Below are 12,300 nucleotides of genomic sequence, written 5' to 3' on the forward strand. Positions count from 1 at the left end.
TTATGGCATTAGATAATAATACACAGATTAATTACACCGATAGAAACACAATTGATAATTGGTTTAAGACGGGTTTAAAACCAACTCAACAACAGTTTTGGGCGACTTGGGCTTCTTTTTGGCATAAGTCAGATACTTTGCCAATTAGTTCTATAAATAGGCTTGGAGATTTACTTGATGGCAAAGCTGAAACCAACCATACACACGACATGTACGCAATGAATGATGCAACTTCGTTAACGTCTGAAGATGTAACATCTTGGAAAAATGCGCTTGGTGTTGCGAATCTTGAATTTAATGACAATGCAATTTTAATTACAAGTGATTACGCTCGTTTTAATTTACGAATAGGCGCTGCACAATCTGCATTTAACGGTTGTGTTGATGAAGAATTTGGATTGGTGCTTTATAAGCCAACCGAAACTGGAACTGTAACCGAATTTCCTTATGTGGTTGGAATAGATGCTGAAGGAAATTCTGCACAATTACCAGCTGGTGATTTAGGAAAGAATTTTGCAAATACAAATTTGAATGTTTCCACTAATCGAAAGCATACAGGAACTGCAAGCGTTGAATTTGGTTTTCCTTTCATTTGCTCCAATTCTTCTGTACGTTATTCAGGATTATTAGACAAAAGTGCTGATGCGACTTTTAATCAATTATTAGGCTCTGACAGTAATGGAAATATGGCTAAAGTAGGGTTGAATGCTGTTACAAATGCAATGTCAAAATCGACAGATGCACAAAAAGATGCTTGGAGATTGGCTCAGCGTAAAACGGGAGAAATTTATTCTACAAGTCAACCAAGAGTAGATTTTCTATTTCCTAACATAATTAAGAATGAAAGTTTTATTCAATATATTAGAATTAAAGGCTCTAATCTATTTATAGATACTCGTGAAAACACTTTAAGTTGGGTTAAGTTGAGAAATAAAGTAACGTTACAAGAATATTTAGTTCCAATTGTTAATGTGATACAAACAGACCCTACATATATGTCTTTTGGAATTGATTTCTCAAACATACCTTTAGGAGTTTATCTGATAAAAATTTATAATCATCAATTACAAATGACAAATGCAGATACAACGGAACTTAGTGTAGTTGATTATTTAGATGTACAAGATTTGCCACCATTGGTGTGGAATAAAGTAACTGATTCCTCAGTCACATTTGATACTAATGATTATGAGTTAGATAAGAATGTTTATTTCGTCGTTCCGAATACCCCACATATTTCGGTTATAAAACCAATCAAAACGCTGTTATCTCAACCTGTTTTAACATCAGAAATTATGCAGCGAGATTTTATATTGTCATTTAAAATAACGTCTACTGCTTGGAATGCCAACTTCGGAGGGTTAAAAATTGGTTTAGTAGAGGAATCAATGCAAAATCAGTTGTTTATTCCATTTACATTAAATATCTATAAAATTTTTGTTGATAAAAAAATTGAACCTAATGGGGATTTAATTACGATGGATCAGAATAGTATGATATTAGACATCAAGATGATCAAAAAATCAAATTTAATTGATGTACAAGTCACAGCATCTACAGGTTCTGGAGGTCGTTCACTTGTAGTTCTTGACAGTTTATCCGCTAAAGCTATTGGTGTCAGTTTGTATTCAAAAAATTTAGTTATTGGATATACACCAAATGATATTAAAATATTTATTGACAAAATAACATTTTTAAACTAATTAAAAACTACTACCAATGGACAAAGTGAAAGGAAGAATACTTTTAGAACAGCAAATATCAAATTTGAAGGAAGTAGGATTTGAAGATATAGAACGTACAGTTAATGTAATGCAGGCGCACATTGACGGTGGTAATTATAACCAGTTCTACGTTAATTATTTTATCTCATACACACGTGATGGTGTAGATGTGTCGCATTTGTTTAAAAACCAAACATCATACGATTGGTATATCAATAACAATGAAATGATCCAACAACGAGATGAGAATTTCGAACCCGTATTAGATGATGAAGATAATTTTATCTTATTACCTGCATTTGATTACATCATGGGAGTTTTTGATAGTCTTAACGCTATTTCTTATGCAGTTCTAAAGGCTTACATTTTAGAAAATGACGGTGACGGAAAATGGGATTTAGTAGCGGAATAAATGGTTGCGGTGCTTGTGGTGGTTTTTGGAAATGGTTTAAACCACCGCATTATAAATTTTTTACGAGCCAATGCAATCAACATGATGAGGCGTATAGCGTAGGAGGAACAAAAAATGACAGATTAATTGCCGATAAGTTATTGTTTCGACAAATGATAGAATTAACCTTGTGTTATTTCGGAACTCGCAAAGTAGCTTCTCAATATTGGTATATAACACTTGCGTTGTGTTATTATTTTGCGGTCCGAATTTTTGGAGCAAAACAATTCAACTTCAAAGTAAAATAACCATTTAAAACATAATTAAAAACAATTTAAAGCACGTGTAAAAACTACACGAGCAGGATAAACTCATTTTTAAAATTAAAATATGACACCACAAGAATTTACACAAAAGTATTATCCTTTTGCCCTCGAATCGCAAAAGAAAACAGGTATTAATGCACTTGCTGTAATGGCGCAAGCTGCACAAGAAACTGGTTGGGGAAAAACAGTTGTTGGAAATATGCTTTTCGGTGTAAAAGCAAAAGCAACTACACCAGCGAATAAAAAACAATTGTTGACTACAACAGAATATCACAAAACAAATTCGGTTAAATATCCAGTTTTAATCTCGATTACAAAACAGGCAAACGGACTTTATAAATATAAAATCAAAGATTATTTTATGAAGTATGATTCGCCAAAAGAATCATTCGACGATCATTCAGATTTCTTTTTCAGAAATCCACGATATGCAAAGGCGTTAGCTGTGAAAAGTGATGCAAATAAGTTTGTTGACGAAATCGCAAAAGCTGGTTATGCTACTGATCCAAATTATGCAGCTTCTTTGAAATCAATCATCAAAAGAATTCAGCAATATGTATAAGTATTTGTTATTAATTATTGTTTTGTTGTTCACGAGTTGTGCAACAAAATGGAAAACAAAGGAAGTTGAACAGGTGAAGATCGAAAATAATCAATCAATTAAAAATGATTCGTCAGTAAATCTCCAGTTGCAGAAATCTACCTATGATTATTTGCAAAAATATTCCTCAAACGAAACTCTATTGCAAAAGCTTGGTTTGACCTACGCAGGTAAAACGAATGAGGATAAAGGTAAAGTTTCCTTGAAACAAACAAAAGACGGCTTAGAACTCGATATACAAGGTGCAATAGCTATGGCATTGGATCAAGCTCAACAAAAAGATGAGAACCTTACACAATCTGAAATGATTAAGTTGATGGATTCTATTTATACAGCTAAGATTCAACAAGATTTAGTTCAAAGAGAGCAACGCCTGATTGATAGCTTTAAATCAGATACTGAAAAACAAAAAAGTGATTTTAGTATTTGGATTTATGTCCTCATTGGAGGAATAATATGTTTTGTTATTTTTTTAGTGTTTATAACAATTCAAATTAACCATCTTAAGAAAACACAAGCGATAATGGGAGGAAAATAAAGTCCTCCAACAAATTAAAATACTTCCTACGGTAATTTTAAAATAGCACAAAGCCCACAGTTGGAGGACAGAAATGTCTTCTAGTTGTGGGTTTTTGCATTCATTACCGTAGGAGCAACAAATTTAATAAATATTATGAAAAATTACACACAAAGTCCATTGCCATTTCAAGGGCAAAAGAGAAAGTTTTTAAGCCATGTAAAGCAAGTTTTAGCAAATAGTTCAAATGATGCAACTTATGTTGATTTATTTGGTGGTTCAGGTATTTTGAGCCATACAATAAAACAATTGAAGCCATCAGCAAAAGTAATCTACAACGATTATGATAACTTCAGTAAACGATTATCAGCAGTAGCGCAAACCAATGTATTGTTGGATAAAATACGATTGATTACTAATAATTTGGTAAAGGATAAAGTAATTTGTGAGCCTTATAAATCTGAAATTCTGAAAACAATCAAACAAAAAGAAATAGAAGCTGGTTATGTAGATTATATTACATTATCAAGCTCGTTGTTATTTTCGGCTCAGTATGCTAATGATTATGAAGAATTAAGCAGACAGACATTTTATAATAAAGTACGTCAAAGTAATTATTTTACAGAGAATTACTTGCAGGGTGTTTACATTGTGCGTAAAGACTACAGAGAGTTGTTTGAGCAATACAAAGAATTGGACGACGTTGTTTTCTTGGTTGATCCTCCATATTTAAGTACTGATTGTTCAACATATTCAAGTGATAACTACTGGAAATTGAAAGACTACTTGAATGTAATTGATGTACTGGTTGATACAAATTACTTGTATTTCACGTCAAATAAAAGTCAAATAGTGGAGTTGTGCGAGTGGATGGAGGGTAGAACTGACAATGGAGATGTTAATCCATTTAAAGGCTCTACAACTGTATGTATCAACACAACATTGAATCATACTTCTAAATATACAGATATGATGCTGTATAAGTTGGATTAATTGTATTTTAAAAACCGTTTAAAGATGTTTTAAACGGTTTTTATATTGAGTAAAGTTTTGCGATTTTATTGTACATTTCGTTTTAAAAAAGTGTACATTTCGTTTTGCGGATTATAAAATCGATGGAAAAATTGATGTTAGGTGGAAAAATGCAAGAAGAAATGGACATTATCAATTCTAATATCAAGCATATTGATGATTTAAAACTGTAAAAAATTAATTATTAGTTAATTCAAAAAACATTGAAATTATGGCAAATCCAAATTTAAGTTTCAAATACGAATTAGAAAAAAAAGCACCACGTACCAATGATGGCGGTATTACAAGAGGTGCTTCGGTTACAGATTTCCCAGCATCAATAGGCATTGCGGGCGTTTCTATGCGTTTGGCACCTGGTAGTATGCGCGAAATGCATTGGCACGCTAATGCGGCAGAATGGGGATATGTGATTACGGGCGCTTGTAGAACCACAATTTTACATCCAGACGGCACAAGTTATATCGACTATTTTTATCCAGGCGATATTTGGTATTTCCCGAAAGGTTATGGTCATTCCATTCAAGCAATTAGCGATGAAGAATGTCATTTTATATTAATTTTTGATAATGGCGATTTTTCCGAAGATCATACCTTTAGTGTAACAGATTTTGTTTCTTCTGTTCCACCAGAAATTGCTGCTCAAAACCTTGGATTAACTTTAGAAGAAGTAGCAAAACTTCCTCAAAAAGAGGCTTATTTCGCAGCAGGACCAGTTCCAGATCCTTCTACAACATTGGCATCTGCACGTAGCGAAGCCGATATTTCTTTGGTAAGTATGCACCGTTATCCGCTTCACGCACAGCAACCACGCATTGTTCCGGGTGGTGGTACGCAACGTTTGGTAACGTCTAAAGAGTTTCCAATCAGTACCACAATGTCGGGTTCTTTTATAGAAATGCAACCAGGTACTTTGCGCGAAATGCATTGGCATCCAAATGCTGATGAATGGCAATATTTTATAGAAGGACAGGCAGAAATGGGCGTGTTTTTAGCACAAGGTAATTTTGTTAAAGATCAATTCAACGCTGGTGATGTAGGTTACGTGCCAATGGGTGCTGGGCATTACATCAAAAATACGGGCGATACGGTTCTTAAAATCTTGTTAGGATTTAATAGTGGAATTTATCAATCGGTAGATTTAAGCGAATGGATATCAAGTAATCCTAAAGATGTTGTGGAAACTAATTTTTCTCTTCCTCCAGGTGAGATAGATGAATTCCCAACAGGAAAAATCTTTATGAAACCAAAAAATTAGGATTAATTCTTAAAATACCTTAGGATTTTCCTGAGGTATTTTATTTAAAAAATTTAAAATTATGGAAACACCTTCAGCACCAATTACAAATGATGCTATGAAAATGAATGAAATAAAACTAACAAGAGTAGAACAAATGTTGGCCTACATCATCGTTTTCACAGCTGGTTTTGTAGATGTTATTGCATTTCTGAAATGGAAAACCTATGTTTCGCTGATGAGTGGAAACACCACACAAATGGGTATTTTTTTGAATGAAGACTCTACCAAAAACACTTTAAATCTATCTATAACAGCAATTGTTGGTTTTATGGCAGGTATTTTTATAGGAACAACTTTAGCAACGTGGAAAAAGAATAAAATAAGTACGCTTTCATTTTTTCTAATCGCTATTTTGTACAGTACTTATACTTTTATTAATATGAGCCATCCTATAACACCTATTTTATCTGTTGCAACATTGGCTTTGGGCGTTGGTATGTTAAACACCATAGTAACTGTGGAGGGAAATATGAAGTTGAATACTGTATTTGTAACTGGAGCATTGGTAAACGTTTCTATTTATTTGTCCAATTGGATGATGCTTGATGATAAAGATGCAAAGAAAAAATCTCGTTTTCAGGCATTTAACTTTTTACTTATTTGGGCATTATTTCTTTTAGGTACATACGCAGGCTCTTCTGTATTGGATGATTTGGGAGAATGGATACTTATGGTACCGGTTGTATTGGTATTAATTTGCGCTTTTATAATGCACTTTTTTTGTGAAAATCTTATATTACCATCTAAGTAATTTTATTTCAATTATTTATCACTTGATTAATAAATTTGTTAAAAAAAATAATAGAAACACTTCGTTGATAAAAAAGCGAAGTGTTTTTTTTATTATATTTATACAATAACTCTAATATGAAATTTAAATTTACGCTATTATTTTGCTTTTTAAGCTTCTATAGTTTTTCTCAAAAATCTTTATCTGGTTTTGTGAAATTAACGCAGGAACAGTTAAAATTAACAAATGTATCATTTGAAAAAGATGCAGATGCTGTAATTCTTGATGAAGAAGGTTACATAAATATTACTGGAAAAGATTATTATATCGATGTAAAAAGACGTGTGAAAATATTAACGGAGAAAGGAAAACAGCAAGCAAATATCGAAATAGATTATTTTTCGGATAATAATTTACAAAATATTTCAAATATAAAAGGTCAAACAATTAATGAAGAGCATGGACAATTTGTTAATTATTCGATTGATGATAAAGAAATATTTACAATCAAAACAAATCAATATTATAGCGTAAAAAGATTAACATTTCCTAATGTAAAAGTAGGATCGATTATAGAATATCAATATCGTATGATTGGAAATCATTTATACTTAATTGATGCATGGGATTTTCAACATGAATTACCAACAATGAAAAGTTTTTTTAAAGCTGAAGTCACTGGTTATTTAGACTATACAAATTTATTGGTAGGCAAAAGAATGTTCGAAAAGTATAGTAAAGTTTCTAAAAACGAATGGGTTTTGATTAATATACCAAGTTATAAAGACATTAAATATGTAAATAATATCAAAGATAATAGTGAAAGAATTCGCTTACAATTAAAAGGTTATTATGGTAATAGTGGAAGTGTATTTGGAAATGATCCTGAATATAAAACAACAATACAAACATGGAAAGATTTAAAAAAAGAAATTACAACAGCCAATAATAATTTCTTAAATGAAGGCTATGTAAGTAAAATAGCGGAACAAATTCCGAATGGAAAATCGGAGTTAGAAACATTAAAAAATGTAATTACTTATTTTAATTCAAATTTTAAATGGAATAGATTTCGTGCTATTTTCTTAAGAGATACGCAAAAAAATGTTATCGATAATAAAACAGGAAATTTAGCTGATTTAAATAAATTATTTCAAACAATTTTAAAAGCAAAGAATATAAAATCGGATTTATTATTAGTGTCAACAAGAACTAATGGAAAATTAATTACAAATTTTCCTTATCTCAATCAATTTGATGCAATGGTAAATTTAGTTAAGTTAAAAGATAATACCACTTATTTGATAAATGCTGCCACTATTTCTGATGATCAATTTATTTATCCATCACTTAATATATTTAATGATTATGCATTCAATATTGATGAAAAAGAAGATATTTTTCTTGATATAAAACCTACAATTTCTTTATACGAGTCTGATATCACATATAAAATTCAGAATAATTCGATTAGTCAAAATAGAAAAGAAATGTTTAATGGATATTTTTATAATGAATATTTAGAGGATAAAAATGAGTTAATCAATCAATATTTAACACCTCCAATTAGTCGATTTTATGATGATCAAAATAAAATGGATTTATTGTTTGATAAAACAGATGAAAAGTATAAAATAATGAAAATAGGAAAAGCAAATTTAGATAAAACTGAGAGCTTTATTCCGATAGAAAATCCATTAAAAAAATATTTAACCGCGTATACATTTGAGGAGAAAGATAGAAAATTCCCTATTGAATTTAATTTTCCATATTATTTCACAATCAATGTAAAAGTTGTTATTCCAGAAGACTATGAATTAGTTTCTCCTTCTAATTTTACAAATACAATAAAGCCAAATGAGAATTTGGTTTATTATCAAAATTCAGTTTATAAAAACGGAACGTTGAATATTATTTATCAGTTATTAGTAAACAAATCAGTTTTTGATGCAAAAGATTATAATGTATTAAAATCATTTTTTGAAAGCACACAAAAACTAACAGAAGATCAATTTATATTAAAAAAGAAATAACTAAAAAACCACTTCATATTGAAGTGGTTTTTTATATTATTCGACAAGCATCAAGTTGCAACCTCGCACGTCAGAATTATCAAAACGTCCTAAAATTTCAAATTGATTGGCAGATATTTTTTTTCCTAAATCATCTGTTGCTATAAAACTGATTGAATTATAATTTGCTAAATCAATAACATTTACTCCACCAGTTTTTCCTTCTTCAACATAGCGAAAAGGATCTTCGGTTTCACGAATCAAAATTCGCATCCAATTAGGTGATTTAAAGGTTAAATCTCCTCTCGAATAACCTTGCGAAAGCAATTCTGTCATTCCATATTCCGAATGAATTTCATTTGTTCCAAAACCATTTTTCAAGATTGTATGCAATTCTTCACGTGTAATTTCTTTCTTGCGACCTTTCATTCCTCCAGTTTCCATCACAATTGTATGCTGTAAATTCATTTTATAATTTTCAACAAAATCTAACAAAGCAAAAGAAACACCGATTAAAATGGCTTTTTTACCCGTTTTTTCGTGCGCCAAGAGATTTTCGTACAAATCATCGTGATTGTACAAATAAAATCCACTCTGTGTGCGACAAGATTTCTCAATCCAATATTCCACCATATCAATCAAAGACGAACCGTTTCGTTCTAAATAGGAAGGTAAAAGTGCAAATATTGTATAATCCGAAAGAGGTCCATAAAACTGTTCAAAACATTTTTCTAAACTATAATGGTATAATGCCAAATCTGTTACGAAATGTTTACTTGTCGTCATTCCAGTTGTACCCGAACTTGTAAACGTTTTTTCGACAGGACGATTTCCTGAAATCAATTCATGTTTTTTGAAAAATTGAATTGGTAAAAAAGGAACGTTATCAGTGTGTTGTATTTTTGTGTAGTCAACGTTCAAGAAATGTAGAAAGTCTTTGTAAACTTCATTTTCTTGCGCCTGATAACGGAAAACTTCCAATGCTATAGCCTGAAAATCGTCTTCGGATTGAATAGAAAAAATTTGCTTAGAATCAAACATAATGCAAATTTACAAAATAGAGGAGAAGTGAACGAATTTGAATGAAATTATTCTACTCTTTGAAATATTCATCATAATGATGTTTGAATAATGTAGACATTATTTCTGATATTACTCCACCAAATTGAATTTCAAAATAAATTCCATCATCTAGAAGTTCTGAACCAGTAATTGCACCTCCCCAACCTAATAATTCCTTTTGAAAATTATTATAGTAAACTTTTAGGTTTGGAATTACTACAGTATCAATCATTTTAATATCTTCATAATCATCATTAATTTGAATTTTATATTTTTAAATAAAAGATAGGGAGATTCAATATTTATAAATTTTATTTTACCATAAACTACTCCCATAGGAGCATCTGCAAATTCAAATTCTGTTGTTCCGATAATTTGATCTTCAAGTTTTATTGTAAATATAGTTGGCATTTAATAATGTTTCTCTAAACATACAAAAAACTACTGATTTTTCAGTTTCACGATAGTGATATTTGCTTTGTACAGATGGTCGCCAAGAATTTCGTAGTTTTGGATCAAATCTTTATAAAAAAGTGCACTTGTTGTCAAAAGCTTCTCTTTTTCTATGGTTTTCATCAAATTTATTTCTGCTTCTTTATAAATCGTATTAATTGTTTTCTCAATAAACTCGGCTTGTTTACCAGAAACTTCTTCTAAAGTTTCGTTCAAGTTCTGATTCAAAATTCGAGTTGCTTGATCTAAATTATCTTGAAAATCGACCAAATAAGTTCTCATTTTTGGCGTAAAATAACTATTTGTCATACGACGACGACGATGAATAGACGAAATCTTTATCGCAATATCGCCCACACTTTCTAAGTGATGACAAAGCGTAATCAATTGATGAATTGCCAATGTATTTTCGTTCGGTAAATCCAAATCAGCAATTTCATTCAAAAACTCATTCACTTCACGTTCCAATTGATCGCCTTCTTTTTCAAGTTCTAAAATACGTTCACGAAAAACCAAAATCTTTTCTTCATCACTTTCCGTAATCATTCGTCCAAGTGTATAAATGGTTTGTTTGGTTGTGGTAGCCAGTTTCAGTAACTTTTTGTTGGCTTCATTTTTATATAAATCCGAATTTGTTCCGAAAGGAATGGCATAAAATTCTAACTTTTTATCTGTTTGTTGTATCGAAAAATATTTCTTTTGACAATAAAATGCTAAGCGATTAATAAACGGGTAAAATAAAATAACACCAAAAAGATTGATAATTGTATCAAATGTAATTAATTGAACAGCAAGATTTGAAGAGATATTAGTCCCGATAAATTTCAACAATAAATCACCTAAAAATAGAAATATCAACGAGATTATAACATTGAAAAATGTATGAAATGCAGCAACAACTTTTGTGTATTTATCGCCAATCGCAGCAACTAAATGCGCTGTGAAAGTTGTTCCGATATTTGCTCCTAACACAATCATAGCCGCTAATTCTATCGGTAAACCTTTGCTTACAAGTAATATTGCAATTGTAATAGAGGCCGACGAAAAATGGACTAAAATTGTTAATAAAATTCCGAAAGCAATAAACAATAAATTGGTTAATAAACCATAATGAGAAAGATGTTGAAAGAATTCTTGCAACTCTTGATGACTTTCTATTGATGGTAAAAAGGTTTTTAAGAAATATAATGCGAGAAATAAAAGCGAAAGTGAAAATAAAATTCCACCAATTTTGCGTTGATTTCTTTTCTTTGATAAATAAAACGGAAATGCAATTAAGGTTAAAGGAAGCGCAATTTGTACAAGATCGAATTTCATACCGAAGTACACAAGCCATAATGTAAGGGTAGTTCCGAGGTTTGCACCCAAAATTAACCCAAACGCTTTACGTAAATTGATTAATCCTGCATTTACAAATCCTAATATAAAAACACTGGCAGCCGAGGAAGATTGTATGGCTGTTGTAAAAACGGTACCTGTAACAATTGTAGAAAAATTGTTTTTAGTAAGTGTATTTAATGTGCGTTTAAAATTAGATCCAGATAAAGCTTGTAAATTTTCGCTTAATAATTTTATTGCAAAAATAAACAAAGCAATTGCTCCGAAAAGTTGTAATATTAGGATGAAAAGATGCATTTATTAATTATAGATGACAAAAATAGGGACTCTAATGTAAATAGAATATTATCTTTTTAAGTTTTATTGAAAAAAACTTAAAAAGTTTTTCTAAATCTAAAATTCTGATTTTCAAAATCGAAGTAGTGAAAACTAAAAAACTTCTACTTTTTTTTTGAAAAATATTTGCGAGATTGGAAAAACTGCCCTAATATTGCACCACGAAAAAGGAACAATTGCCTTTAAAGGTTTTAAAGTTCTTGTTTTCAATTTGACATTTCAAAAAAGAAAATTTTTGCCGATGTAGCTCAGTTGGCCAGAGCAGCTGATTTGTAATCAGCAGGTCGTGGGTTCGAATCCCTCCATCGGCTCGTTCTTTTTTGAAAAAAAACTTTATAAGGTTGGGGAGATACTCAAGCGGCCAACGAGGACGGACTGTAAATCCGTTGGTTTCACCTTCGCAGGTTCGAATCCTGCTCTCCCCACAAATTGCCGATGTAGCTCAGTTGGCCAGAGCAGCTGATTTGTAATCAGCAGGTCG

At 31.1% G+C, this 12,300-nt stretch carries 13 protein-coding genes and 2 tRNA genes; 11 read left to right on the plus strand and 4 right to left on the minus strand.

Annotation, left to right across the window (positions count from 1 at the left end; translation table 11 throughout):
- Positions 1-2 precede the first annotated feature (2 nt).
- From RSC72_RS07225 to RSC72_RS07265, 9 genes are all read left to right on the plus strand, one after another.
- Complete coding sequence (locus RSC72_RS07225; protein WP_332544164.1) at positions 3-1,703, plus strand: hypothetical protein; 1,701 nt, start codon at positions 3-5, stop codon at positions 1,701-1,703.
- 16 nt (positions 1,704-1,719) lie between these two features.
- The gene (locus RSC72_RS07230; RefSeq protein WP_332544163.1) at positions 1,720-2,136 is read left to right on the plus strand and encodes a hypothetical protein; all 417 of its coding nucleotides are present in this window, start codon (positions 1,720-1,722) and stop codon (positions 2,134-2,136) included.
- Positions 2,115-2,423, plus strand: a complete 309-nt coding sequence (locus tag RSC72_RS07235; RefSeq protein ID WP_332544162.1) for a hypothetical protein — start codon at positions 2,115-2,117, stop codon at positions 2,421-2,423. Before RSC72_RS07230 ends, RSC72_RS07235 begins: the two co-directional genes overlap by 22 nt.
- Before the next feature lie 82 nt (positions 2,424-2,505).
- Positions 2,506-3,003, plus strand: coding sequence for a glycoside hydrolase family 73 protein (locus tag RSC72_RS07240; protein ID WP_332544161.1), 498 nt, complete (start codon positions 2,506-2,508; stop codon positions 3,001-3,003).
- Complete coding sequence (locus RSC72_RS07245) at positions 2,996-3,580, plus strand: hypothetical protein (protein ID WP_332544160.1); 585 nt, start codon at positions 2,996-2,998, stop codon at positions 3,578-3,580. The genes RSC72_RS07240 and RSC72_RS07245 overlap by 8 nt, the downstream gene beginning before the upstream one ends.
- Positions 3,581-3,715: 135 nt before the next feature.
- Positions 3,716-4,552 (plus strand): DNA adenine methylase, encoded by an 837-nt coding sequence (locus RSC72_RS07250; RefSeq protein ID WP_332544159.1) that lies wholly within the window; start codon positions 3,716-3,718, stop codon positions 4,550-4,552.
- Between the two features lie 250 nt (positions 4,553-4,802).
- On the plus strand, positions 4,803-5,846 hold the full coding sequence (locus tag RSC72_RS07255) for a cupin domain-containing protein (protein ID WP_332565891.1): 1,044 nt from the start codon (positions 4,803-4,805) through the stop codon (positions 5,844-5,846).
- Between the two features lie 61 nt (positions 5,847-5,907).
- Positions 5,908-6,639 carry a YoaK family protein gene (locus RSC72_RS07260; RefSeq protein ID WP_332544156.1) on the plus strand — a complete coding sequence of 244 codons (732 nt, stop codon included), beginning with the start codon at positions 5,908-5,910 and terminating at the stop codon, positions 6,637-6,639.
- Positions 6,640-6,755: 116 nt separating this feature from the next.
- Complete coding sequence (locus RSC72_RS07265; RefSeq protein WP_332544155.1) at positions 6,756-8,651, plus strand: DUF3857 domain-containing protein; 1,896 nt, start codon at positions 6,756-6,758, stop codon at positions 8,649-8,651.
- Positions 8,652-8,687: 36 nt separating this feature from the next.
- Here RSC72_RS07265 and RSC72_RS07270 read toward each other — a convergent pair whose 3' ends face one another.
- Genes RSC72_RS07270 through RSC72_RS07285 form a run of 4 tightly spaced genes read right to left on the minus strand, consistent with a single transcriptional unit; the run spans position 8,688 to position 11,780 of the window.
- Positions 8,688-9,671 carry an acyl transferase gene (locus tag RSC72_RS07270; RefSeq protein ID WP_332544154.1) on the minus strand — a complete coding sequence of 328 codons (984 nt, stop codon included), beginning with the start codon at positions 9,669-9,671 and terminating at the stop codon, positions 8,688-8,690.
- A 52-nt stretch (positions 9,672-9,723) separates the two neighbouring features.
- Complete coding sequence (locus RSC72_RS07275) at positions 9,724-9,924, minus strand: hypothetical protein (RefSeq protein WP_332544153.1); 201 nt, start codon at positions 9,922-9,924, stop codon at positions 9,724-9,726.
- Complete coding sequence (locus RSC72_RS07280) at positions 9,921-10,103, minus strand: hypothetical protein (protein WP_332544152.1); 183 nt, start codon at positions 10,101-10,103, stop codon at positions 9,921-9,923. The genes RSC72_RS07275 and RSC72_RS07280 overlap by 4 nt, the downstream gene beginning before the upstream one ends.
- Before the next feature lie 30 nt (positions 10,104-10,133).
- A complete protein-coding gene (locus RSC72_RS07285; RefSeq protein ID WP_332544151.1) occupies positions 10,134-11,780 on the minus strand; it encodes a Na/Pi cotransporter family protein in 1,647 nt (548 codons plus the stop codon).
- 276 nt (positions 11,781-12,056) lie between these two features.
- Here RSC72_RS07285 and RSC72_RS07290 point away from each other — a divergent pair.
- Both RSC72_RS07290 and RSC72_RS07295 read left to right on the plus strand, forming a co-directional pair.
- Positions 12,057-12,130, plus strand: a tRNA-Thr gene (locus RSC72_RS07290).
- Between the two features lie 32 nt (positions 12,131-12,162).
- Positions 12,163-12,244, plus strand: a tRNA-Tyr gene (locus tag RSC72_RS07295).
- Positions 12,245-12,300 lie beyond the last annotated feature (56 nt).

Source organism: Algoriella sp., assembly GCF_036647415.1.
Classification (GTDB): domain Bacteria; phylum Bacteroidota; class Bacteroidia; order Flavobacteriales; family Weeksellaceae; genus Empedobacter.

Bases quoted from the DNA above. Each gene is read 5' to 3' on its own strand.
- RSC72_RS07225 (WP_332544164.1), top strand. From the start codon at position 3: ATGGCATTAGATAATAATACACAGATTAATTACACCGATAGAAACACA.
- RSC72_RS07230 (WP_332544163.1), top strand. From the start codon at position 1,720: ATGGACAAAGTGAAAGGAAGAATACTTTTAGAACAGCAAATATCAAAT.
- RSC72_RS07235 (WP_332544162.1), top strand. From the start codon at position 2,115: ATGGGATTTAGTAGCGGAATAAATGGTTGCGGTGCTTGTGGTGGTTTT.
- RSC72_RS07240 (WP_332544161.1), top strand. From the start codon at position 2,506: ATGACACCACAAGAATTTACACAAAAGTATTATCCTTTTGCCCTCGAA.
- RSC72_RS07245 (WP_332544160.1), top strand. From the start codon at position 2,996: ATGTATAAGTATTTGTTATTAATTATTGTTTTGTTGTTCACGAGTTGT.
- RSC72_RS07250 (WP_332544159.1), top strand. From the start codon at position 3,716: ATGAAAAATTACACACAAAGTCCATTGCCATTTCAAGGGCAAAAGAGA.
- RSC72_RS07255 (WP_332565891.1), top strand. From the start codon at position 4,803: ATGGCAAATCCAAATTTAAGTTTCAAATACGAATTAGAAAAAAAAGCA.
- RSC72_RS07260 (WP_332544156.1), top strand. From the start codon at position 5,908: ATGGAAACACCTTCAGCACCAATTACAAATGATGCTATGAAAATGAAT.
- RSC72_RS07265 (WP_332544155.1), top strand. From the start codon at position 6,756: ATGAAATTTAAATTTACGCTATTATTTTGCTTTTTAAGCTTCTATAGT.
- RSC72_RS07270 (WP_332544154.1), bottom strand. From the start codon at position 9,671: ATGTTTGATTCTAAGCAAATTTTTTCTATTCAATCCGAAGACGATTTT.
- RSC72_RS07275 (WP_332544153.1), bottom strand. From the start codon at position 9,924: ATGATTGATACTGTAGTAATTCCAAACCTAAAAGTTTACTATAATAAT.
- RSC72_RS07280 (WP_332544152.1), bottom strand. From the start codon at position 10,103: ATGCCAACTATATTTACAATAAAACTTGAAGATCAAATTATCGGAACA.
- RSC72_RS07285 (WP_332544151.1), bottom strand. From the start codon at position 11,780: ATGCATCTTTTCATCCTAATATTACAACTTTTCGGAGCAATTGCTTTG.